The 23,672-nt window shown below is 64.8% G+C and carries 20 protein-coding genes; 8 read left to right on the top strand and 12 right to left on the bottom strand.

The annotated features are described in order from the left end of the window. Positions 1-447: a DUF559 domain-containing protein gene (locus ABLE86_RS01765; RefSeq protein ID WP_348777718.1), complete on the bottom strand. Its 447-nt coding sequence runs from the start codon at positions 445-447 to the stop codon at positions 1-3. A gap of 286 nt (positions 448-733) precedes the next feature. Beyond that, a complete protein-coding gene (locus ABLE86_RS01760) occupies positions 734-2,311 on the bottom strand; it encodes a trimethylamine methyltransferase family protein (protein WP_348777193.1) in 1,578 nt (525 codons plus the stop codon). A gap of 232 nt (positions 2,312-2,543) precedes the next feature. Here ABLE86_RS01760 and ABLE86_RS01755 point away from each other — a divergent pair, with 232 nt between their 5' ends. The 3 genes from ABLE86_RS01755 to ABLE86_RS01745 all read left to right on the top strand — a co-directional run bounded on the left by ABLE86_RS01755 (position 2,544) and on the right by ABLE86_RS01745 (position 5,782). After that, positions 2,544-3,722 carry an MFS transporter gene (locus ABLE86_RS01755; RefSeq protein WP_348777192.1) on the top strand — a complete coding sequence of 393 codons (1,179 nt, stop codon included), beginning with the start codon at positions 2,544-2,546 and terminating at the stop codon, positions 3,720-3,722. Positions 3,723-3,929: 207 nt separating this feature from the next. Next, the gene (locus ABLE86_RS01750) at positions 3,930-5,312 is read left to right on the top strand and encodes an aspartate aminotransferase family protein (protein ID WP_348777191.1); all 1,383 of its coding nucleotides are present in this window, start codon (positions 3,930-3,932) and stop codon (positions 5,310-5,312) included. 59 nt (positions 5,313-5,371) lie between these two features. Then, positions 5,372-5,782, top strand: coding sequence for a carboxymuconolactone decarboxylase family protein (locus ABLE86_RS01745; RefSeq protein ID WP_348777190.1), 411 nt, complete (start codon positions 5,372-5,374; stop codon positions 5,780-5,782). A gap of 313 nt (positions 5,783-6,095) precedes the next feature. Here the strand turns inward: ABLE86_RS01745 and mmsB are convergent, their stop codons facing one another. Beyond that, on the bottom strand, positions 6,096-6,980 hold the full coding sequence (gene mmsB / locus ABLE86_RS01740; protein ID WP_348777189.1) for a 3-hydroxyisobutyrate dehydrogenase: 885 nt from the start codon (positions 6,978-6,980) through the stop codon (positions 6,096-6,098). Between the two features lie 197 nt (positions 6,981-7,177). Continuing rightward, the gene (locus ABLE86_RS01735) at positions 7,178-8,344 is read right to left on the bottom strand and encodes an isobutyryl-CoA dehydrogenase (protein WP_348777188.1); all 1,167 of its coding nucleotides are present in this window, start codon (positions 8,342-8,344) and stop codon (positions 7,178-7,180) included. Between the two features lie 284 nt (positions 8,345-8,628). On the opposite strand from ABLE86_RS01735, the gene ABLE86_RS01730 reads away from it, so the two are divergent. Beyond that, the gene (locus ABLE86_RS01730) at positions 8,629-10,098 is read left to right on the top strand and encodes a cobyric acid synthase (RefSeq protein WP_348777187.1); all 1,470 of its coding nucleotides are present in this window, start codon (positions 8,629-8,631) and stop codon (positions 10,096-10,098) included. Here ABLE86_RS01730 and ABLE86_RS01725 read toward each other — a convergent pair whose 3' ends face one another. From ABLE86_RS01725 to ABLE86_RS01695, 7 genes are all read right to left on the bottom strand, one after another. Further along, positions 10,099-10,533, bottom strand: a complete 435-nt coding sequence (locus tag ABLE86_RS01725; RefSeq protein WP_348777186.1) for a VOC family protein — start codon at positions 10,531-10,533, stop codon at positions 10,099-10,101. A gap of 87 nt (positions 10,534-10,620) precedes the next feature. Continuing rightward, positions 10,621-11,406, bottom strand: coding sequence for a TSUP family transporter (locus ABLE86_RS01720; protein WP_348777185.1), 786 nt, complete (start codon positions 11,404-11,406; stop codon positions 10,621-10,623). A gap of 80 nt (positions 11,407-11,486) precedes the next feature. Further along, positions 11,487-13,112, bottom strand: coding sequence for a dipeptide ABC transporter ATP-binding protein (locus tag ABLE86_RS01715; protein ID WP_348777184.1), 1,626 nt, complete (start codon positions 13,110-13,112; stop codon positions 11,487-11,489). Beyond that, the gene (locus tag ABLE86_RS01710; RefSeq protein ID WP_348777183.1) at positions 13,109-13,981 is read right to left on the bottom strand and encodes an ABC transporter permease; all 873 of its coding nucleotides are present in this window, start codon (positions 13,979-13,981) and stop codon (positions 13,109-13,111) included. Before ABLE86_RS01710 ends, ABLE86_RS01715 begins: the two co-directional genes overlap by 4 nt. Beyond that, positions 13,978-14,925, bottom strand: coding sequence for an ABC transporter permease (locus ABLE86_RS01705; RefSeq protein ID WP_348777182.1), 948 nt, complete (start codon positions 14,923-14,925; stop codon positions 13,978-13,980). The genes ABLE86_RS01710 and ABLE86_RS01705 overlap by 4 nt, the downstream gene beginning before the upstream one ends. Positions 14,926-15,004: 79 nt before the next feature. Further along, positions 15,005-16,486 (bottom strand): ABC transporter substrate-binding protein, encoded by a 1,482-nt coding sequence (locus tag ABLE86_RS01700; protein ID WP_348777181.1) that lies wholly within the window; start codon positions 16,484-16,486, stop codon positions 15,005-15,007. A 143-nt stretch (positions 16,487-16,629) separates the two neighbouring features. Next, positions 16,630-17,910 carry an acetylornithine deacetylase/succinyl-diaminopimelate desuccinylase family protein gene (locus ABLE86_RS01695; RefSeq protein WP_348777180.1) on the bottom strand — a complete coding sequence of 427 codons (1,281 nt, stop codon included), beginning with the start codon at positions 17,908-17,910 and terminating at the stop codon, positions 16,630-16,632. 284 nt (positions 17,911-18,194) lie between these two features. Here ABLE86_RS01695 and ABLE86_RS01690 point away from each other — a divergent pair, with 284 nt between their 5' ends. The 4 genes from ABLE86_RS01690 to ABLE86_RS01675 all read left to right on the top strand — a co-directional run bounded on the left by ABLE86_RS01690 (position 18,195) and on the right by ABLE86_RS01675 (position 23,470). Next, positions 18,195-18,602, top strand: coding sequence for a L,D-transpeptidase (locus ABLE86_RS01690; protein ID WP_348777179.1), 408 nt, complete (start codon positions 18,195-18,197; stop codon positions 18,600-18,602). A 142-nt stretch (positions 18,603-18,744) separates the two neighbouring features. Then, complete coding sequence (locus tag ABLE86_RS01685) at positions 18,745-21,591, top strand: molybdopterin oxidoreductase family protein (RefSeq protein WP_348777178.1); 2,847 nt, start codon at positions 18,745-18,747, stop codon at positions 21,589-21,591. A 184-nt stretch (positions 21,592-21,775) separates the two neighbouring features. Beyond that, positions 21,776-22,543: a 4Fe-4S dicluster domain-containing protein gene (locus tag ABLE86_RS01680; protein ID WP_348777177.1), complete on the top strand. Its 768-nt coding sequence runs from the start codon at positions 21,776-21,778 to the stop codon at positions 22,541-22,543. Between the two features lie 3 nt (positions 22,544-22,546). Next, positions 22,547-23,470: a DmsC/YnfH family molybdoenzyme membrane anchor subunit gene (locus ABLE86_RS01675; RefSeq protein ID WP_348777176.1), complete on the top strand. Its 924-nt coding sequence runs from the start codon at positions 22,547-22,549 to the stop codon at positions 23,468-23,470. 15 nt (positions 23,471-23,485) lie between these two features. Here ABLE86_RS01675 and ABLE86_RS01670 read toward each other — a convergent pair whose 3' ends face one another. Continuing rightward, positions 23,486-23,653 (bottom strand): hypothetical protein, encoded by a 168-nt coding sequence (locus tag ABLE86_RS01670; protein WP_348777175.1) that lies wholly within the window; start codon positions 23,651-23,653, stop codon positions 23,486-23,488. Between the last annotated feature and the right edge of the window lie 19 nt (positions 23,654-23,672).

Raw genomic sequence — 23,672 nt, 5'->3', positions numbered from 1 at the left:
TTAGATCTCTTGGTTGAAAGAAGTGGGTCGGGAATTCAATTGCTGTGCAAACACGAAGCGCAGGTCGAACGCGTTGACGTTCTCGGCAAGCCGGCCGTCGAGGGCAGCGAGGATGGTTTCGCAGACGGACGCGCGGTGCTTGAGGACGTCGGTGTTCCAGAAGCGCAGGACGGAATAGCCTTGTGCTCGCATGAATTCGTCGCGGACGCGGTCGTGGGCGCTGTCTGCGTGCTGTGATCCGTCGATTTCGATGACGAGCCACCGCTCGCGGCAGGCGAAATCCGCAAAATAAGGGCCAATCGGCAGTTGGCGCGTGAAACGATAGCCACCAAGCTTTCTGTTCTTCAGCTCAAGCCAAAGAAGAGCTTCGGCTTGATTGCCACCCTGGCGAAGTCTGCGGGCGCGAATGGTTGTTCCTTGCTTGCGGCGGCTGCGGGTTGCATCGATGCCTTCCCCCACTCCGTCGCCGCTTCGCGTCGCCACCTCTCCCCCCTCCGGAGGGAGAGGAAAGGAGCCAGGTTCGGCGGCCTCTCGCCCTTCCTCCCCACCTTCCGAACAGAAAGGAAAGGAGCCAGGTTTGCCGAGCTCGCGCCCTTCCTCTCCCCCTTCCGGAGAGAGCGGAAACGAGACAGGTTCGGCAAGCTCGCGCCCTTCCTCTCCCCCGTCGATCGGGGGAGAGGTGGTCGGCGCAGCCGACCGGAGTGGGGGTCGATTTGCCGCCACCATCATCGGCTCAAAAATCCGTCGGAGCGCCGCCTTCGGCCTTGCGCTTTTCCACGAAGGCGTCGAGTTCCTCGCGGATGGCCGGGTCGATCGGCGGTTCCTCGTAATTCGCCAGGCGTTCCTTCCAGACCCGATTGGCCTTCTCCACCGCAGTCGGCGATCCGGCCTCCGCCCAGGTCTCGAAGTTGCGCCAGTCGGAGATGACCGGTGCATAGAACGCGGTCTTGTAGCGCGCCTGCGTATGCGCGGTGCCGAAGAAGTGGCCGCCGGGGCCGACATCGCGGATAGCGTCGATGGCCAGCGCATCCTCCGACACGTCGAGCGGAGTCAGGAATTCCGCCACCATCTGCAGCAGGTCGATGTCCAGTATGGTCTTCTCGTAGGAGCAGGTCAGGCCGCCCTCCAGCCAGCCGGCGGCATGCTTGATGAAATTGCCGCCGCCCTGGATGCAGCCCCACAGCGAAAACACGCTTTCATAGGCCGCTTGCGCGTCCACCGCATTGGCGGCGCAGACATTGGAGGTGCGATAGGGGATTCTGTAGCGCCGGGCGAGCTGGCCGCCCACGAGCTGGGCCTTCATATATTCCGGCGTTCCGAAGGCGGGTGCGCCCGACTTCATGTCGACATTGGAAGTGAAGCCGCCATAGCCCACCGGCGCGCCTTTCCTTACCATCTGGGTGAAGGCAATGCCGGCAAGCGCCTCGGCGTTCTGCTGCACCAGCGCGCCGGCCACGGTGACGGGCGCCATGGCGCCGGCCAGCGTAAACGGCGTGACGATGACCACCTGCCCATGCGAGGACATCTGAATGATGCCTTCCATCATCGGAATGTCGAGCTTCAGCGGCGAGTTGGTGTTGATGATGGTAAGCAGCGAGGGCTCTTCCACGAACTGCTCCATCGGCACCCCGCGGCCGATGCGGCAAATCTCGATGCCGTCCAGATTGCGCTCCCGGCCCAGCGAATAGGCGTGGAAAGCCTTGTCGGTCAGCAGCACGAAGTCGCGCAGGCACTCCAGGTGCCGGATGGAGGGATGCAGGTCCACCGGCTCGACCGGATAGCCGCCTGTGACGTGAAGGATGTTGTGCATCTGGCCGAGCTTCACCAGATTGCGAAAATCCACCTGGTTGCCGGCCCGCCGGCCCCGGTCGAGATCGGAGCAGTTTGGGGCGGATGCCACCTGCGAGAAGACGAGGTTGTTGCCGCCGAGTTGCACATTGTGCGCGGGGTTGCGGGCATGCAGCGTGAATTCCGGCGGCGCGTGCGAAATCAGTTCCAGGATCATGTCGGCGTCGAAGCGCACGCGCTCGGAACCCTCGCGCACATCGGCGCCGTGGCGCTTCATGATCGCCCGGGCTTCGTCATGCAGCACGTCGACGCCGATTTCCTTCAGCACACGCAGCGAGGCGAGGTGAATCGCTTCCAGCTCGTCGTCGGAGACTATACGCGTGGGCTCGAACGGTATGCGCAGTTGCATGAACGGCGGCTGCTCGAAAGCGGCCGAGCCGCCGGCGCGTTTGCCCGCGCGGCCGCCACGGCGGGAGCGTTCGTGGGCGGGCGCGGGTTCTGCTGGATAGAGGGCGGCGGTCATCGTGGTCCTCACGGCAATGGCAATGCGCGGTAGAGCCGCATAATGGACCGCGGTTTTCGCCTTGATTGCGGATGCGACGACCATTAGCGCGAGCAAAGCGACATGCCAGCGGGCAGGGAGGTCGCAATTCCGCCTGTCCGGTCGATCGCCCAGCCCTGGAGCATCCAGACGGGGGCGCGGGGCGCTAGGGTGGCGCGTTCGGGAAGAGCAGGGCATGCACGGAGGGGGAAGCATGGACGTCGTTCGCAACAAAACTCAGCTGTCTGCGGACGTGCCATGGGTGCCGATTCTCGGCGTCATCGCCACCGTCTCGGTCTTCGCCCTCGCGCAGGGGCTCAGCTATCCGCTTTTCACCTTCCTGATGCAGAAGCAGGGCATGCCGCCGGCGCTGATCGGCCTGTCGGCGGCCATGACGCCGCTCGGCCTCATCGTGTCTGCGCCCTTCGTGCCGCTGCTGGTGCAGAAGGTGGGGGCGCGGCGCATCGTTGTCAGTTGCGCGCTGGCGGCGGGCGCGCTGTTCCTGCTGGTGGGCCTGCTGCAGAACGCGTTCGCCTGGTTTGTGCTGCGCTTCCTCATCGGCATTGTCATCGACCCGCTCTATGTGCTCAGCGAGGTCTGGATGCTTTCGCTTGCCCCGCCGTCACGGCGAGGCAGGCTGATGGGCGTCTATACGGCAATCATCGGCGCGGGGTTCGCGGCGGGGCCGTTCAGCCTCATGGTGGTGGGCACCGCTGGCTGGCCTCCTTTCGCCATCGGCATCACGGCCTTTCTGACCTGCGCCGTCTGCCTGGCGATCATCGCCCCGCGCTTGCCTTCGATGATCGACGGCAGTGGCCACACGCCGCTGTCCCGCTTTGTCCGGCATGCGCCAGCGCTGCTTCTGGCGGTCGTCGTTTCCGCCGCCTTCGAACAGAGCGCGCTGGCGCTGCTGCCGGTCTACGGCGCCAGCTACGAGATCGCCGAACGCGTCATGGCGGCGCTGCTTGCCACCATGATCGCGGGCAATATCGCACTGCAGATTCCGCTTGGACTTCTGGCAGAGCGCTTCACCGCCCGTGCCGTGATGATCGCCTGCGCGGTGCTGAGCCTGATAGGTGCGGCGCTGCTGCCGGCGCTGATCGAAACTCCGGCAATCTGGCCGATGCTGTTCGTGCTCGGCGCCGTTTCCTACGGCATCTACACCATGGCGCTGATCGAGCTCGGCAACCGTTTCACCGGCTCGATGCTGGTGACCGGAAATGCCGCCTTCGGGCTGATGTGGGGCCTGGGCGGCATTGCCGGGCCGCCGGGCGCGGGCAGCATCATGCAGTTCATCGGCGTGCAGGGCCTGCCGGTCTTGCTGGGTGCGCTTTGCGTCGTGCTGATCGGCTTCGCCTGCTTCCGTGCCTGGCAACGCGGAAACGAGGGTTGAAAATCTGCCCCCGCCTCGTTTAGATTTGCGCGATGGTTCCAAACCGCATTTCCTGCGCGCATCTGATTGCCGTGACGCCTTCGCCGCGTACACGGCATGCGGAGCTTTTGCGCCTGTGCGCGCGCATCGGCTATTCGCCGCCGTCCTTCTTCCGCTGAAACACACGACCGGCCTTGCCGGAATGATTCAACTGGAAGGGACAATCCCATGACTTACCAGAACTTTTCGCTTTCGCAGCTGCAAGCGATCGACGCCGCACACTATCTGCACCCGTTCACCGACCACAAGGACCTGCGTGCTGCCGGCACGCGCATGATCGTGCGCGCCGACGGGCCGTTCATCTATGATTCCGAAGGTCACGCGCTGCTCGACGGCATGGCCGGCCTGTGGTGCGTCAACATCGGCTATGGCCGCCACGAGCTGGCCGAAGCAGCTTACGAGCAGATGAAGGAGCTGCCCTACTACAACTCCTTCTTCCGCTGCGCGACGCCCACCCCGGTGCTGCTCTCCAAGAAGCTGGCGGAAATCGCGCCCAAGCACATCAACCAGGTGTTTTACGGCTCGTCGGGTTCGGAATCGAACGACACCGCGCTTCGCCTCGTGCGCCACTACTGGGCGCTGGAAGGCAAGCCGCAGAAGAACATCATCATCTCGCGCAACATGGCCTATCACGGCTCCACGGTTGCCGGCACGTCGCTGGGCGGCATGGAAGGCATGCACGAGCAACTGGGCGGCGCGGTGCCCAACATCGTCCACGTGATGCCGCCCTATTCCTATGGCCTGGCGCTGCCGGGCGAGAGCGACCACGACTTCGGCTTGCGCGCGGCCAAGGCTGTGGAGGACGCCATTCTGGAGGCCGGCGCCGAAAACGTCGCCGCCTTCATCGGCGAGCCGATCATGGGCGCTGGCGGCGTGAAGATCCCGCCGGCAAGCTACTGGCCGGAAGTGCAGCGCATCTGCCGCAAATACGACGTGCTCCTGATGCTCGACGAGGTCATCACCGGCTATGGCCGCACCGGCGAGTGGTTCGCCGCGCAGTCGATGGGCATCGAGCCCGATACCATCACCACGGCCAAGGCGCTGACCTCCGGCTATCAGCCGCTGTCGGCGCTGCTGGTCGGCGACCGCATCTCCAAGACGCTGGTCGAGAAGGGCGGCGAGTTCTACCATGGCTACACCTATTCGGGTCACCCGGTGGCCTGCGCGGTGGCGCTGAAGAACCTCGAGATCATCGAGAGCGAGGGCCTGATCGAGCGGGTGAAGAACGACACCGGCCCGTATTTCGCAAAAATGCTCCAGGAGCGCATCTCCGACCACCCGCTGGTGGGCGAAGTGCGCAGCTTCGGCCTGATGGGCGCGATCGAGATCGTGAAGGACAAGGCCACGCGCGAGCGCTTCCAGCCGGAAGGCAGCGCGGCCGTCGTCGTCCGCGACCACGCGATTGCGCAGGGCATGATGATGCGCGCCACCGGCGATTCCATGATCCTCTCGCCGCCGCTGATCTGGACCCGCGAGACCATCGACATGGCGGGCGACCGCATCGCCAAGGCACTCGATCTCGCCTTGGCCGACCTGAGCAAGGCCAAGTAATTTGTCCAACGACGGGCGCGGAACTCCTCCGCGCCCGTTTCACTTCCGGGAGGCGTTTCATGAGCGGCAAGCCAATCGTTCCCCTGATCGAATACGAGGCGGCAAGCGACGAGGTCCGAGCCGTCTATGACGACATCATGCGAACCCGTAATGTCGACTGGATCAACAACTTCTGGAAGGTTTTGGCGCATGACCCGGCGCTGCTCAAGCGCACCTGGGAAACGCTGCGCGACGTGATGGCACCCGGCGCGCTCGATCCTCTCGTCAAGGATATGATCTACATCGCCGTCTCGGCGACCAACGGTTGCGAATACTGCACCTATTCGCACACCGCCTCGGCGCGGGCCAAGGGCATGAGCCAAGCCGAATTGATGGAGCTGCTGGCGGTTGTCGGCATGGCCAATGAGACCAACCGGCTCGCCAACGCCTTGCGTCCGCCTGTGGACGAAAAATTCCAGCCGCGCGACTGAGCATCGGACTCTGCCGTCGGGGAACAGGGGCTGGCTCGGGAAGCCTTGAAAAAATTGAAAAGGCAAAAACCGCGTCCTCCGCTGGTCGGAAGAGCACGGCTTTGCCATAGATACGCATGGCCCTTCGCCACCCAGATACGCTGCGAAGGTAACGGCTCCGGTACGCAAGACCTGATCCGGAGCGGTTGGCGGCTGCGTTGTCCGCCTGCACATCGTTCTAGCGGCACATCGTTACCGCGTGGTTAGCGAGAGCTTAATTAAACCTAAATTTGTATCTTTTTCGCGACTTTCGGATGGAAAAGTCGGGCCGTGCTTATGCGCCGCTTCCGCGCAGGAAGTTGATGATGCCCGAGAAGTCGGCGCCGCCCTGGCCCTGCGCGTTGAACAGGGCGTAGAGCTGCGCGGCCTCCGCCCCGAGCGGCGTGACGGCGCCGGCGCCCTGCGCGGCTTCCTGCGCCAGCTTCAGGTCCTTCAGCATCAGCGCCGCCGCAAAGCCGGGCTTGTACTCGCGATTGGCCGGCGAGGAGGGCACCGGCCCCGGCACCGGGCAATAGGTGGTCAGCGACCAGCACTGGCCGGACGAAGTGGACGCGACGTCGAACAGCGCCTGGTGCGACAGGCCGAGCTTTTCGGCCAGCACGAAGGCTTCGGCCACGCCGATCATCGAGATGCCGAGGATCATGTTGTTGCAGATCTTGGCTGCCTGGCCCGCCCCGTCGCCGCCGCAATGCACGATGCGGCCCGCCATCGGCTGCAGGATCGGCTCGGCCCTGGCGAAGGCCTCATCCGAACCACCGGCCATGAAGGTGAGGGTGCCTGCCGCCGCCCCGCCGGTTCCGCCCGAAACCGGCGCGTCGATCGAGGGCAGGCCGTGCCGTGCCGCGATCGCATGCGCCTTGCGTGCCGATTCCACGTCTATGGTGGAGCTGTCGATGAACAGTGTGCCCGCCGCCGCCTTCGGCGCGATGTCCTCATACACCGCCAGCACATGCTTGCCCGCCGGCAGCATCGTGATCACCACTTCCGCGTCCTTCACCGCCGCGGCGGCATCTGCCACCACAGTCACGCCATGCGCGCGCGCGGCGGTCAGGTTCTCGGCGATCAGGTCGAAACCCTGCACCTTGTGCCCGGCCTTGACGAGGTTGGCGGCCATGGGGTTGCCCATATTGCCAAGGCCGATGAAGGCGATGGTGGTCATGTTTGCTCCTCCAAATACGTTGTGGACGAAGCACCCTCACTCCGGCTCGCTGCGCTCGCCACCTCTCCCCCCTGCCCGGGGGAGAGGAAACGCTTCCGTGCAGCCGGCGCCAGTCCAGCTTGGGTTCCTCTCCCCCAGGCAGGGGGAGAGGTGGCCCGAAGGGCCGGAGTGGGGGTGGTTGAACCGTTCCAAGATCGTTAGCGCCCGATCAGGCTGCGCGCGATGATCACGCGCATGATCTCGTTGGTGCCTTCCAGGATCTGGTGCACGCGCAGGTCACGCACCAGCTTTTCCACGCCGTAGTCGTGCAGATAGCCATAGCCGCCGTGCAGCTGCAGCGCCTCGTTGGCAACGTTGAAGCCTGTGTCTGTGACGAAGCGCTTTGCCATGGCCGACCATTTTCCGGCATCGGGCGCCTTGCGGTCGAGCTTGGAGGCGGCGGTGTAGAGGAAGATGCGCGCTGCCTGCAGCTCCGTCTCCATGTCGGCGAGCCGGAACTGCAGCGCCTGGAACTGGTTGATCGCCTGGCCGAAGGCCTTGCGGTCTGCGGTGTAGGCGAGCGCCTTTTCGAGCGCAGATTGCGCCCCGCCCAGCGAGCAGGCGGCGATGTTGAGCCTGCCGCCGTCCAGCCCCGCCATGGCGATGCGGAAGCCGGCGCCTTCGTCGGAGAGCAGGTTTTCGGCCGGCACCTTGCAGTCCTCGAAGAGCACCTGGCGCGTGGACTGCATGTGCCAGCCCATCTTGTGCTCCTGCGCGCCGAAGGAAAGGCCGGGCGCATCCTTCGGCACCACCAATGTGGAAATGCCCTTGGGGCCTTCCTGGCCAGTGCGCACCATGGTCACGTAGATGTCGCTGTCGCCCGCGCCGGAGATGAACTGCTTGGCGCCGTTCAGCACATAGTCGCCGCCCGAGCGCACCGCCCGCGTCTTCAGCGCCGCCGCGTCCGAACCCGAGCCCGGTTCGGTCAGGCAGTAGCTCGCCAGCAGCTCCATGGAGGTCAGGCTCGGCAGGAAGCGCTCGCGCTGCTTCTCATCCCCAAACGTGTCGATCATCCACGCCGCCATGTTATGGATGGAGATGAAGGAGGAAAAGGCCGGGCAGGCCTTCGAGAGCGCCTCGAACACCAGCACGGCATCCAGCCGCTTCAGCGCCGAGCCGCCGACATCGTCGCGCACATAGATGCCGCCGAAGCCGAGGCTTCCGGTCTCGCGGATTACGTCGGCCGGAAAATGGTGGTTTCGGTCCCATTCCAGCGCCTGCGGCGCGACGCGGTCCTGAGCGAAGGCCTCGGCCATTTCCTGGATGGCGCGCTGCTCCTCGTTGAGTTCGAACTGACCGGCGTCCGGTTCCGCGGCGGCGTCCATGGCGTGCTCCCGAGATTCCTTCCGACACCAAAAGGCCGGCTGGCCTGCGGGCGTCGAAAATGTTCGCATTGCCGCATGATCCGATCCGAAAAGTCTGCGACTTTCGCGGTGCGGGTCTAGGCACGCTGATCAATCTAGACCAATGATGCCCCCGCGCAAGCCGACCTTGTGCGGAGCGGCCGCTTGGGAAATGTTCGATAGGGGGCACGTGTGACGACGATTTTTGCAGGCCGGCTGGCGGCGTGCTCGACCATCAACGGCGTGGCCGGGCAAGGGTGAGCGGCGTGGCAAAGGCGATCATGCTGCAGGGCACCGGCTCGGATGTCGGCAAGACGGTGCTGGTCGCCGGCCTGTGCCGGGCAGCGAAGAAGCGCGGGCTGAAAGTGCGTCCGTTCAAGCCGCAGAACATGTCCAACAACGCCGCCGTCGCCGACGTTCCGGGCGAGAGCGGCGGCGGCGAGATCGGCCGCGCCCAGTGGCTGCAGGCCATCGCCTGCGGCGTTGCGCCCTCCATCCACATGAACCCTGTTCTGCTCAAGCCGCAGAGCGATGTCGGCGCGCAGGTCGTAGTGCAGGGCAAGGTGTTCGGCCAGGCCAGGGCGCGCGACTACCAGGCCATGAAGCCGCATCTGATGGGCGCCGTGCTCGATTCGTGGGCGAAGCTCGGTGAGGATGCCGACCTCGTCATCGTCGAGGGCGCTGGCTCGCCAGCCGAAATCAACCTGCGTCCGCGCGACATCGCCAATATGGGTTTTGCCACGCGCGCCGACGTGCCGGTCATCCTCGTAGGCGATATCGATCGCGGCGGGGTCATCGCCTCGGTCGCCGGTACGCACCTGATCCTGCCGGAGGAAGACCGGCGCATGGTCGTCGGCTATCTCATCAACAAGTTCCGCGGCGACGTGACCCTGTTCGACGACGGCATCGCGGCCATCAACCGCTTCACCGGCTGGCCGTGCTTCGGCGTGGTGCCGTGGCTGAAGGCCGCGGCCCTGCTGCCATCGGAAGACTCGGTCATTCTCGAACGGCTGACGGCGGGCGAAGAGAAGGCGCTGAAGGTGGCGGTGCCGATGCTCGGCCGCATCGCCAATTTCGACGATCTCGATCCGCTGCGCGCCGAGCCGCAGGTGGAAGTGGTGTTCGTTGCGCCGGGCCAGCCGCTGCCTGCGGATGCGGGGCTGGTGGTCATCCCCGGCTCCAAATCGACCATCGCTGACCTGATACGGTTTCGCGAGAACGGCTGGGACCGCGACCTGGCCGCCCATCGCCGGCGCGGCGGCCATGTGGTAGGCATTTGCGGCGGCTACCAGATGCTCGGCCGCGTGGTGCGTGACCCGCACGGCATCGAAGGCTCGGTCAAAGAGACCGAGGGGCTCGGCCTGCTCGACATCGAGACTGTGATGGAGCCCGAAAAGACCGTGCGCAACGTCATGGCCCGCTCGGTGCATTTCGACACGCTGCTCGAGGGCTACGAGATCCATCTCGGCGTGACCAGCGGCCCGGACTGCCTGCGGCCCGTCGCCGTCATCAACAATGCCGAAGATGGCGCTACCTCGGCCGACGGCAAGGTGTTCGGCACCTATATGCACGGCCTTTTCGGCGCCGACGCGTTCCGGGCCAGGTTCCTCGAAAGCCTCGGCATCAAGGGTGCCGGTATCGACTATCGCGGCGAGGTCGAGCGCGCGCTGGATGAGATCGCGACGCATCTGGAGAAGCATCTCGATGTCGACGCGATCCTTGCCGCCGCGCGGTGATCAATCCGCGGGCTCATAGGCCTTCGGCCAATAGGTGCCGAAGGACCAGACATTGCCCTCCGGGTCGGCGCAGATGAATTCGCGGCTGCCGTAGCTGCGTTCCACCAGGGTTTCCAGGATCGTTGCGCCAGCCGCCTCGGCGCTGGCAAACATGGCCTCGACATCGTCCACCGCGATATAGGTGGCCTTGCCGCCGTTCTCTCCCGGCCATCCGACGACCTTGCCAAAACCGTCGTCGCGCGCCGTGCCGATCATGATCATGGACGAGCCGAGCGCCAGCTCGGCGTGCTGCACCATGCCCGCGTCGTCGTCATAGCGGGCGCGGACGATGAAGCCGAAGGCATCGACCAGCCAGCCGATCATGTAAGCGGCATCGCGATAGCGGAAGGTGGGATAGATGCGGGGCGGCTCGGCAGGCGTCGTGACGGCAGTCATGGTGTCCTCCGGTTGTATGCTGCGGATAGGCATAGTGCCGGAAGCGCACTCCGTGGTCACGGCGAAATTTTGCGGCCGCGCTTGCCTTCAGGCGCCGATCAGCGTCCGCAGCGGGTGCGCCGGGTCCATCAGAAGCTTCACCGCAAGCGCGACGCAGATGACGACCAGCAGCGGCTTGATCAGTTTTGCGCCGTTGCGGATCGCCATATGTGCGCCCACGCGCGCGCCCAGAAACTGCGCCACGCCCATGATGATGCCGACCTTCCACGAGATCACGCCAACGAACGCGAAGGCAGCGAAGGCGCCGAGGTTGGACGCGAAGTTGAGCAGCTTGGTGTGTGCGGTGGCCTTCAGCACGCCGAAGCCGGCCAGCGCCACGAAGGCCAGCATGAAGAAGGAGCCGGCGCCGGGGCCGAACACGCCGTCATAGAAGCCGATGGCCGGCACGATGACGAGCCCGAACAGGAAAGGCGACAGGCGCTCGGCGCGGTCGATATCGTTCAGGTTGGGCTTTAGCGCGAAATAGAGCGCGATGGCCACCAGCACCACCGGCAGCACGAGGTTCAGGAGCTTGGCCGGCAGCACGGTTGCCAGCAGCGCGCCCGCCACGCTGCCCAGGCACGACATGAGTGCGGAGGGCAGTTGCCGGCGCAGGTCGACATGGCCCTTCGCCGCATAGGTGATGGTGGCCGAGCCGGAGCCGAACAGGCCTTGCAGCTTGTTGGTGCCAAGCGCCTCCACGGGTGGGAAGCCGGCAAGCAGCAGGGCGGGAACGGTGATCAGCCCGCCGCCGCCAGCGATGGAATCCACGAAGCCGGCGACGAATGCCGCGGCTGCAAGGAAAGCAATGATTTCGGTGGCGAGGTCGAACATGGGACCTGTCGGGTGGGCGTTCAGGCGGTTCGACCACAGGCCGGGGCTTTGCGCAAGCCGGATTTCGTGCCAGCGAGGACCTACCCCTGTTCCTGCAGCTTCTTCGCAATCGCACGGCGCAGGTCGGGAGAGGCGGAGACGAGAGCCTTGGCCGCTTCCGACTGCGGGTTGTCGAGCACTTCCGAGGTTTTGCCCCGCTCCACGATCCGGCCGTCATGCATCACCATCACGTCGTCGGTAATGGCACGCGCCACCGAAAGGTCGTGCGTGATGAACAGATATGCCACGCCCAGCCGCTGGTTGAGGTCGGCGAAGAGGTCGAGGATCTGCGCGCGGATCGAGACGTCCAGCGCCGAAACCGGCTCGTCGGCCACCACCAGCTTTGGCCGGGTAATGATGGCGCGGGCAATCGACAGGCGCTGGCGCTGGCCGCCGGAAAATTCGTGCGGATATTTGTCCATGTCGGCGGGCTTCAGCCCGACGTCGTGCAAGGCGCGCGCCACCATCTCCCGGCGCTCAGGGCTTTGCGGCTCTTTCTCCAGCGTGTGCAGCGGCTCTGCCACCAGCCGCTCCACCTTATGCCGTGGGTTGAACGAGCCGTAAGGGTCCTGGAATACCACCTGCATGTTGCGCCGCGCCGGCTTCAGTGCGGCCTCGTCGCGGCCAGTCAGGGGCGCGCCCATGAAGCGGATGGCGCCGCCTGTCGGCTGGTCGAGCGCCAGGATCATGCGCGCCAGCGTCGACTTTCCGCAGCCCGAACGCCCCACCAGCGCGACCGACTGGCCTTCCTTCATTGAAAAGGACACGCCATCCACCGCGCGCACCGGTTCCGGCTTGCGAAACAGCGAGGTGCGGTGGCCCGGATAGTCGCGTGTCACGCCCTCGACGGACAGGAGATCGTGCGTGGGCTGCTCGGTCCCCGAGATTCTTGCCCGCGCCGGCACATGCATGGAGGCTTGGGCAAGCTGCCGCGTATAAGGATGTTCCTGCGCGGAAAGCGTCGGCGCGGTATCGCCTGCTTCCATCACCTGGCCATTGCGCATGATGGTGACGCGATCGGCCATCTCGGTGACGACGGCCAGATCGTGCGAGATCAGCAGCAGCGCCATGCGGTTTTCTTCGACCAGATCGCGCAGCAGGTCGAGGATCTGCGCCTGCAGAACCACGTCGAGCGCGGTGGTGGGCTCGTCGGCAATCAGCAGCTTGGGTTTTAGGGCACAGGCAATGGCGATGACCACGCGCTGGCGCTGCCCGCCGGAAAGTTCGTGCGGATAGCGCGACAGCGGGAATTTTGTTTCCGGCAGCCCGACACGGTCGAGGATTTTTCGGGCGCGGTCTTCCGCCTCGGCGCGAGAGGTACGCGCGTGCCAGCGAATGCCCTCGGCCACCTGCTCGCCGATGGTCTTGACCGGGTTCAGAGCCGTCATCGGCTCCTGGAACACCATGCCGATGTCATCGCCGCGCAGCTTGCACATGCGTTCCTCGCCGACGGCGAGGATATCGACGCCGTCGAAATGCACGCGGCCGCTCGCCTTGGCGACGCTCGGCAGCAACTGCATGATGGTCAGCGCGGTCATCGACTTGCCCGAACCGGATTCGCCCACCAGTCCCATCACCTCGCCGGCGTTAAGCGCCAGGTCCACGTCCTTCAGGATCGGGATGCGGCCGATGTTCAGCGACAGCTTTTCGATTTCCAGCAGGCTCATCGCTGGCGCCTCAGCTTGGGATCGATTGCGTCGCTGATGCCGTCGCCGAGCAGGTTGAGGCCGAGCACGGTGATGACGATTGCCAGGCCGGGGAACAGCGCCAGCGACGGGGCCACTGCCATGCGCGTCTGCGCGTCGAACAGCATGCGGCCCCAACTCGGCATCGGCGGCTGCACGCCGAGCCCGACATAGGACAGGCCGGCTTCGGCCAGCACGCCGAGCGCGAACTGGATCGTGCCCTGCACCAGAAGCAGATTGGCGATGTTGGGCAAGATGTGCTCGAGCGTGATCCGCGCCTTGCCCTTGCCGGCGGCCCGGGCGGCGAGGATGAATTCGCGCGGCCAGATGGCCAGCGCGCCTGCGCGCGCCACGCGGGCGAAGACCGGGATGTTGAATATGCCAATGGCGACGACGGCGTTGATCGCGCTCGGCCCGAAGATCGCGGTGATCAGGATAGCCATCAGCAGGGCAGGGAAGGCGAATACCACGTCGTTGAAGCGCATCAGCACCTCATCGACCACGCCGCCGCGCGCGGCCGCCCAGCAGCCGAGCGGCACGCCTACGCCTAAGCCGATCACCACGGCCACCAATGCCACCGCGATCGAGGCGCGGGCGCCGACCATGATCATCGACAGCACGTCGCGGCCGAACTGGTCGGTGCCGAAGGGATGCGCGGCCGAAAGCGGCAGCATGCGGTCGGCCACCACCAGCTTGGTCACGTCATAGGGGGTCCAGAAGAACGACAGCAGGGCTGTCGCGGCAATGATCGCGATCAGGATCGAGCCGACCACGAAGGAGCGGTTGCGCAGCGCCAGCGCGAGGAAACCGGGCTGCGGCTCGGGAGCGGGTTCCCGGACAATGATCGTCATCGTCTTGTCCTCAGGCGCGGGTCGACGATCGCGTAGGAGAGATCGACCAGCAGGTTGACGAGCACCACCACCGCCACCAGCAGCATCACCACGCTTTCCACCACGATCAGGTCGCGCTGGGTTATGGCCTGGAAGACTAGCCGGCCGAGGCCGGGAAGATAAAAGACATTCTCGATGATGATGGTGCCGGCCAGCAGGAAGGCGAATTGCAGGCCCAGGATCGTCAGCACCGGGATCAGCGCGTTGCGCAGCGCATGGCGCCACAGCACCATGTTGCGCGGCAGGCCTTTGGCGCGCGCGGTGCGGATATAGTCCTCGCCCAGCACGTCCAGCATGGCCGAGCGCGTCACGCGCGACAGGATCGCCGCCTGCGGCAGGGCAAGCGCAATTGCCGGCAGGATAAGCGACTTCAATGCAGGCCACACGCCTGCGGACCAGCCGGGAAAGCCGCCAGCCGGCACAAGGTGCAGCCAGACCGCGAAGACGTAGACCAGCAGCAGCGCGAACCAGAAGTTGGGCACTGCCACGCCAAGCTGGGCTGCGCCCATTGAGATGGTGTCGGCCATGCGCCCGCGCCGCTCGGCTGAAAAAATGCCGACGGGAATGGCAATCAGCGTGGAGAGCGCCAATGCCATCAGCGCCAGCGGCAGCGAGACCACGACGCGTTCGGCGACGAGGTCGCGGACCGGCACGTTGTAGGTGTAGGACTTGCCGAAATCGAACACCAGCAGCCGGCCGATCCAGTCGAGGTAGCGGACGAGCAGAGGCTGGTCGAGGCCCATCTGGTCGCGCAGCGCCTGCACCGCGTCGGCCGTCGCGTTCATGCCCAGCATCAGCCGCGCCGGGTCGCCGGGAACGATCTCGATCACCGAGAACACCACCACCGAGGCAAGCGCGAGCGTCACCACGGCAATCAGCAGCCTCTTGGTCAGGTAGGCAGTCATGGGTTGTCAGCCTGCCCAAAAAGCAACTGCCCCGGAAGCAGTTTCGGCTCCGGGGCAGCATTTCTCAACAGATGCTTGCTCAATCCGCCCACTTCACCTTGGTCAGGTCGTTGGCAGGGATCGGCGAGTTTTCCCAAAGGCCCTCGAGCTTGGCGTCCCACACGCCGATCTTGGGCAGCTCGAACAGGAAGCCCACCGGCGCATCCTGCGCGAGGATCTTCTGCGCTTCGCCGTAGAGTTCCTTGCGCTTGGCCTCGTCGGAAGTGAGGTTCAATTCCTCGATCACCTTGTCGAAGCCGGGGTTGTGGTAATTGAAGTAGTAGTCCTTGCGGGCATAGATATCGATGTCGTTCGGCTCGGTGTGCGAGACGATCGTCATGTCGTAGTCCTTGTCGGTAAAGACCTGCTTCAGCCAGTCGGCCCATTCGAGCGGGATGATCTCGGCGTCGATGCCGATCTCGCGCAACTCCGAGGCGATGATCTGGCCGCCGTCGCGGGCATAGGGCGGGGGCGGCAGCTTCAAGGTGGTCTTGAACCCGTTTTCGAGGCCGGCTTCCTTCAGCAGTTCCTTGGCCTTTTCCAGATCATGCGGATAGGTGCCGGTCAGGTCGATATAGGCCGGATTGTGCGGTGCAAAATGCGAGCCGATCGGCGTGCCGAGGCCGTTGGACGCGCCGTCGATTATCGCCTTGCGGTCGAGCGCATGCGAAATCGCCTGACGGACCTTGATGTTGTCGAAGGGCGGCTTCTTGTTGTTCATGGCCAGGATGGTCTCGCCCTCGGTCGAGCCGACCACCACCTTCAGGCGCGGGTCGGCCTCGAGCTGGGACATGCTGTCGCCCACCGGCATGTTCGGGAAGGCCTGCACGTCGCCGGACAGCATCGCCGGGACCGCGGCCGATGCATCGGGGATGATGCGGAACTCGACCTTGTCGAGATGGGCCGGCTCGCCCCAGTAGTGGTCGGCCTTGACCAGCTTGATCGCGGAACCGCGCGCCCAGCTGTCGAACTTGAACGGGCCGGTGCCGATAGGCTTTTCCTTGTTGGTGTCGGCAGATTTGGGCGAGACGATCACCGCATCGCCCCAGCCCATATTGTAGAGGAACGAGCCCTGCGGGTGCTTCAGCGTCACCTTGACGGTCGTCGGGTCGACAACCTCGACTGTGTCGATGGCCTCGAAAAGCCCCTTCTGGGCGTTGGTCGAATCCGGCGCGCGGGCCCGGTCGAGCGAGAACTTCACATCGTTGGCGGAGAAATCGGAGCCGTCGTGGAATTTCACGCCGCTGCGCAGCTTGAAGGTGTAGACCTTGCCGTCGTCGGAAACGGTCCAGCTTTCAGCCAGGTCGGGCAGCACTTCGCCTTGGGGGCCGATGCGGGTCAGGCCCTCGAACACGTTGGCATAGACCACCTCGCGGATAGCCGCGGCGGCACCCGCCGTCGGGTCGAGATGCGGGGGCTCCAGCACCATGCCGAGCACGAGATCGGTTCGCGCAGCCATGGCCGCGGTGCCGGAGGTCAGCGCCAAAGCCGCCGCCACAAGGATCGCTTTCCAGGATTTCATCTTTGACCAACTCCCATTACTGCCGCAGCCAGCGGATAGAAGCGTGAATCTGCCGCTGAGTAAACCGCGTTCTGTTGCAGTGCAGCGAAACAGACGGATATTTACCCGGGAAACTATTCCCGCTGGCCCGGAGCGGGCCGAAATCAGCCGCCTGCCTGGCCGCGTAGCAGCAGGCCGAGGCCGATTGCCATCACCTTGGCCGACTGCAGCATGTCCTTGATTCCTACCCACTCGTCCGGCCGGTGGGCGAGGTCGAGAATGCCGGGGCCATAGGCGATGCAGTCGTAGATGTGGCCGATGCGGGCGATGTGCTTCTGGTCGTAGGTGCCGGGCGAGATGACATATTCCGGCTCGCTGTCAAAAATTTCGTGTATGCCCCTGGCCACCGCCTTAACAACCGGCGCGTCGCGCTCGGTCATGGTCGGCTGCACCTCCATGATGTCGCGAATGTCGTAGTCGAATTTGGGCCGCTCGCGCTTCAACCGCTCGAGTATCGCGGTGACCTCGCCCTTCACCTCGTCCAGCTTTTCTTCCAGCAGGAAGCGGCGGTCGATGGTTATCCGGCACCGGTCAGGCACGTTGGGCGAGGGCAGGCCGGGACGAAAATCCTCGGTCTGGCCGCCATGGATTGAGTTGATGTTCAGGGTCGAGCGGCGCGCGCCTTCCGGCACCACGGGCATCGTCGTCTGCTTCCGGTCGAGGGCGGGGAATAGTTCTTCCTCGAAGGCGGTGATCACCGCGCCCATGTGGCGCACCGCGCAGTCGCCGAGAAACGGCATCGAGCCGTGCGCGATCTCGCCCTGGGTTTCGATCTCGGCCCACCACACGCCGCGATGGCCGAGGCAGATGCGGTCCTTGTTGAGCGGCTCGGGAATGATCACGTGGTCCACCCGCGGCCTGGAAAAATAGCCCTTGCCGGCGAGATAGGCGACGCCGCCGAAGCCGCCGGATTCCTCATCCACAGTGCCGGAAATCTCGATCGCGCCGGGAAAGTCGGGATAAACGTCCATGAAGGCCTCGGCCGCGATGATGGAGGCGGCGAGCCCGCCCTTCATGTCGCAGGCGCCGCGGCCATAGACACGCCCGTCCTTCACCACGCCGGCGAAGGGATCGAGCGTCCAGCCGTCGCCGGCCTCGACCACGTCAATATGCGAGTTGAAATGCACGGTCGGCCCGGGGCTGCGCCCGTCGAAGCGAGCCACGACGTTGGTGCGCGGGTAGCGGTCGCAGTCGCCGGGCGTGCCTTCGCCGCGAATGTATTCAACGCCGAAGCCGCGTTTGCGCAGGCGCTCGCCGATATATTCGGCGCAGGGGCGATAGGCTTCGCCGGGCGGGTTGACTGTGGGAAAGCGGATGAGGTCTGCGGTCAGCGCGACGAGTTCGTCGACACGGTCGTCGAGTGTTCTCAGCAGCTTTTCAGTCATGCGGCAACACGAACCTGACCTTGTTCCGGGCGACTTGGCGTCAGTCTACACGGCCGAAGTGCGAAGTCGAGCAGCCGAGGCCTGCTGGCCCAAAGGTTAGGCCAAGAATGGGCAAGTGAAGGCAATACGCGGGGCAAAAGCTGGGGGCTTCGCTGAGCCGCCAGATTATTGAACCGGCGGAAATTCCGGCGAATACAAAAATTAGAGCTGCGGTCTTCTTTTTCAAAGCTTGTGGGCTAAATCTGTGGTTGAAAGACGGTTTTGCAATGCACCAAGCGATCTTTATGGCTGTAGTGCTGACCTTCTCTGCGGTTCCGGCGAAAGGCTGGGCGGCCGGACTTGTCGCCAATATCGAGCTTTCCAAACAGACGATGACCGTCACGCGGCAGGGCCGTGTGATCTACAAGTGGCGCGTTTCCACTGCGCGCAGGGGCTATGTCACGCCACGCGGCGTCTGGCGGCCCATCCGCATGACCCCGATGTGGTACTCCCGCAAATACGACATGACGCCGATGCCCTATTCGGTGTTCTTCCGTGGCGGCTATGCAATCCACGGCACGAATGCGGTGCGGCATCTCGGCCACGCGGTCTCGCATGGCTGCGTACGGCTTTCCACGCCAAATGCGGCGCGCTTCTATGCGCTGGTTCAGGAAGCGGGCCCCCAGAATACCCGCATAGTCGTTTCCAACTGACAGCCCGCGGCGATTGCAGTTCCTGCAGCAGGAATTTGCGGCATCCTGCTATAATCGCGGACGAATTTTGCGGTGAAATGATCTGTATGGGCATTTCATTTCGGCGCCCCGCTGGGTACGAGTCGGGCGAGGAGCAGTGCTGATGAATTCCGACCCACGCGTCGCCTTGTCCAATCCGGTTGCCGACGAGGTTCGCAAGACGACCTGTTACATGTGCGCCTGCCGCTGCGGCATCGATGTGCACCTGAAGGACGGCAAGATCCGCTACATCGAGGGCAACCGCGATCATCCGGTGAACCGCGGCGTGCTGTGCGCCAAGGGCTCGGCGGGCATCATGCAGCACTATGCGCCGGCCAGGCTTCGCGCGCCGCTGAGGCGGGTCGGCCCACGCGGTTCCGGCCAGTTCCGGGAAATCTCGTGGGAAGAGGCACTCTCCACTGCTGCCAAGTGGCTGGGCGATGTGCGCCGCACGGACCCGAAGAAGCTTGCCTTCTTCACCGGCCGCGACCAGTCGCAGTCGCTCACGGGCTTCTGGGCGCAGCAGTTCGGCACGCCGAACTATGCCGCCCATGGCGGCTTCTGCTCGGTCAACATGGCCGCCGCCGGCATCATGACGCTGGGCGGCGCGTTTTGGGAATTCGGCTCGCCCGACTGGGAGCGGACAAAGCTCTTCGTCATGTTCGGGGTGGCCGAGGATCACGATTCCAACCCGATCAAGATGGGCATCGGCAAGCTCAAGCAGCGCGGCGCGCGCTTCGTGTCGGTCAATCCGGTGCGCACCGGCTATTCGGCCGTCGCCGACAGCTGGATCGGCATCCGGCCCGGCACCGACGGGCTCCTGATCCTGTCGGTCGTCCATGAACTCTTGAAGGCGCGCAAGATCGATGTCGACTATCTCGTGCGCTACTCGAACGCCTCGTGGCTGGTCATCGACGCGCCGGGCACGGCCGAGCATGGTCTGTTCGCGCGCGATGCCGAGGGCAAGGTGCTGGTTTTCGAGACCGTTACCGAGCGGCCGGTGCCCTTGGGCACACCCGGCGCGCGGGCAGCGCTTTCGGGCCGCTTCGAGCTGGCCGACGGGCGCTTTGCGGTACCTTCTTTTCAGCTTCTGGCCGAAAAATATCTCGATCCGAAATATGCGCCGGAAGCGGTGGCGGATGAGACGGGCGTTTCGGCCGATGTGATCCGCGGCCTTGCCGCAGAGATCGCCCGCGTCGCCTTCGATGAGGTGATCATCGTCGAACAGCCGTGGACCGACGTGAACGGCGAGCGCCACCCCTATTTCCTCGGGCGGCCGGTGGCGTTCCATGCCATGCGCGGCATCTCCGCCCATTCCAACGGTTTTCAGACAGCGCGCGCGCTGCACATGCTGCAGGTGCTGATCGGCGCGGTCGATTGCCCCGGCGCCTTCCGCTTCGAGCCGCCTTATCCAAAGCCGATGACCGCGCACCCGACGCCGCACGGCAAGGCCGAGCACTTTGGGTCCGAGAAGCCGCTTGCTGGCCCCCATCTCGGTTTTCCGCGCGGGCCGGAGGATCTTCTGGTCGACGCCGAAGGCAAGGCCACGCGCATCGACAAGGCGTTTTCGTGGGACGCGCCGATCTCCGCGCACGGCATGATGCACATGGTCATCGCCAACGCCCATGCCGGCGACCCGTACCCGATCGACGTTCTGTTCATGTACATGGCCAACATGGCCTGGAACTCGTCCATGAACACCGCCGGCACCATGAAGATGCTGACGGACAAGGACCCCGAAACCGGCGAATACCGCATCCCCAAGATCATCTATTCCGACGCCTTTTCATCGGAGATGGTCGCCTATGCGGACCTCGTTCTGCCCGACACCACCTATCTGGAGCGCTACGACTGCATCTCGCTGCTCGACCGGCCGATCTCGGAGCCGGACGCGGTGCAGGACGCCATCCGCTGGCCGGTGCTGCAGCCGGATCGCGACGTGCGCGCCTTCCAGACCGTGCTGCTCGATCTCGGCGCGCGGCTGAAGCTGCCGGGCTTTGCCGACAACCACGGTCATCCGCTCTATAAGGATTATGCCGACTACATCGTGCGCCATGAGCGCCGGCCGGGTATCGGCCCGCTCGCAGGTTTCCGCGGCACCAATGGCGAGAGGGCAGGGCGCGGTGCCGCCAATCCCCACCAGCTCCAGCGCTATATCGAGAACGGCTCGTTCTTCTCCGCGCATATCCCGCTCGAAGCGCAGTTCATGAAGCACGCCAACCAGGCCTATCAGGACTTTGCAGTGCGCATGGGCTTTTTCGACACGCCGCACCCGGTGACATTCCAGCTCTATCTGGAGCCGCTGCAAAAATTCCGCCTCTCGGCGGAAGGCCTGCGCGAGCCGGTGGCGCCCGAGACGCATCGCGAGCGCATATTGCAGGCCTTCGACCCGCTGCCGCTTTGGTATCGCCCTTTCGAGGAGGCGCTGGTCGACCGCGAGAGCTATCCCTACCACGCCATCACCCAGCGGCCGGCGGCGATGTACCATTCCTGGGGCTCGATGAACGCCTGGCTGCGCCAGATCCATACGAAGAACCCGCTCTATGTGCCGGGGCCGATCTGCGACGAGCTCGGCCTCGTCGACGGCGACTGGGTCTGGGTCACGTCGAGCCACGGCCGCATCAAGGTCGAGATCGCGCGCATGGAGGCGGTGAATTCGCGCACGATGTGGACCTGGAACGCCATCGGCAAGCGCAAGGGCACCTGGGCGCTGGACGCCAACGCGCCGGAGGCGACCAAGGGCTTCCTCTTGAACCATCTTATCAACGAGCTTCTGCCACCGCGTGGCGACGGCATGCGCTGGTCGAACTCCGATCCCATCACCGGGCAGGCGGCGTGGTACGACCTTCGCGTGCGCATCGAAAAGGCGGAAGCCGGCGCGGTCACCGAGCCGCATTTCCCCGCCATCGCGCAGCCGGAGCCCGAGCCGCGCCCTACGGTGCTGCGGTACGGACAGGAGTGGGCGACATGAGAATTGTCGTCATACCCCCACCCCTAACCCCTCCCCACAAGGGGGAGGGGAATGACCGGCCCCGGCATCTATCGGCAAACGCCCTTGCGCCAGCGCGCCACTTCCCCTCCCCCTTGTGGGGAGGGGTTAGGGGTGGGGGTTCTTCAAAGGCCGGCCGTTCCATAGGCTGTGAGGGCGCGCGCCCATGACCACACTCCCCACCCAGCCCACGCCAAAGAAACTCGGCCTCGTCATTGACCTCGACACCTGCGTCGGCTGCCACGCTTGCGTGGTGAGCTGCAAGGAGTGGAACACCGGCGGCTACGGCTCGGCCCTGTCGGACCAGGATCCTTACGGCGCCGACGTCTCCGGCGCATGGCTCAACCGCGTGCACAGTTTCGAGGTCGTGCCGGAGGGCGGCGAGGTCGTGGGCGAGGCGGGGCAGGCTCGCATCGTGCATTTTCCAAAGTCCTGTCTGCATTGCGAGGATGCGCCTTGCGTCACCGTCTGTCCCACCGGCGCGTCCTACAAGCGCTCCGCCGACGGCATCGTGCTGGTGGACGAAGACAAGTGCATCGGCTGTGGGCTGTGCGCCTGGGCCTGCCCCTATGGGGCGCGCGAGATGGACCTTGCCGCCGGCGTGATGAAGAAATGCACGCTGTGCATCGACCGCATCTACAACGAGACGCTTGAGGAGGAGGACCGCGTGCCGTCTTGTGTGCGCACATGCCCGGCCAATGCCCGCCATTTCGGCGATCTCGGCGACCCTAATTCAGCCGTGTCCATCCTCGTCGCCGAACGCGGCGGTATCGACCTGATGCCGGAGCAGGGCACGCGGCCGGTCAACAAGTACCTGCCGCCACGCCCGCGCAAGTCGCTGGCTGAAAGCGCGCAAACGCTGCCGCTGGCGGAAAATACCGAGGGAGCAAAGGGCTTTTTCGCCTGGCTCGACGGCATGCTGGACAGAATCTGACCCATGCATCCAGCCTTCTCGATCATCATCTTCACCACATTTTCCGGCCTCGGCTACGGGCTTGCGGCGGTACTCGGGCTTGGGCTGCTCGATCCGGCGGCAACCGCCACCAAATGCGCGCATGGGCTGGCGCTTGCGTTGATTTCGGCGGGTCTGTTGTCCTCGACAGGGCATCTTGGTAACCCGCAACGCGCCTGGCGGGCGTTTTCGCAATGGCGGTCGAGCTGGCTGTCGCGCGAGGGCGTGATGGCAATCATCACCTTCGTGCCGCTGCTGGTATCGGCATGGGCTTGCGTGTTCGAGGGGCGCTACCCGCCACTGCTGGGGCTTGTTGGAACGCTGCTTTGCATCGTCACCGTCTACTGCACGGCGATGATCTACGCGTCGCTGAAATCGGTGCAGGCCTGGTACACGCGGCTGACGCCAGCCTGCTATCTGCTCTTCGCGGCTGCGGGCGGGTTTGTGCTTGCCAGCGTCTTCGCTTTCGCAGGCGGCGGAAACACGCGCATGCTGCCGCTGCTCGCGGTATTATTCCTCATCGCCGCCTGGGCGACAAAACTGCGTTGGCGCGAACGCATGAAAAGCGTTGCTCCGTTGTCTACGCCCGAAAGCGCCACCGGCCTTGGCAATATCGGTCGCGTGCGCCTGTTCGAGCGGCCGCATGCCACCGAAAACTATCTCACGCGCGAAATGGGATTTCGGGTCGCGCGCAAACATGCCGACAAGCTGTGGCGCATTGCGCTGATGCTTGGCGGAATTGTCCCGGCGGTGCTGCTTTTGGCGCTTGCTTTGCTCGCAGGCGAGGGGCCTCTGGCCATAGGTGTCGCCGCGCTCGCTGGTCTGGCGTTCGCGGTCGGCATTCTGGTCGAGCGATGGCTGTTCTTTGCCGAGGCCCGGCACGCAGTGATGAACTATTACGGCGGGTGAGTTCCGCGGCGTCGTTTAACTATCTTCGTGTTGCCTGGAATTGCGCTTGTCCAGCCGGGCAAGGCGTTCCACCAGCTTTCGGATGGCAAGCTTCTGGGCGTCCCTCTCGCTGCGCCGCTGCAAACCCCATGGTGTCCACAGCGTGGCGCCGGGCCTGTCCGCGGTTTCCGTCTGCTTGTTCATCGCCGCCTCCTCACGTCAC

This window comes from Mesorhizobium sp. KR2-14, from assembly GCF_040049255.1.
Classification (GTDB): domain Bacteria; phylum Pseudomonadota; class Alphaproteobacteria; order Rhizobiales; family Rhizobiaceae; genus Pseudaminobacter.
Note: the sequence above shows the minus strand (reverse complement) of the source record. Positions and strands in the feature narration are given on the sequence as shown.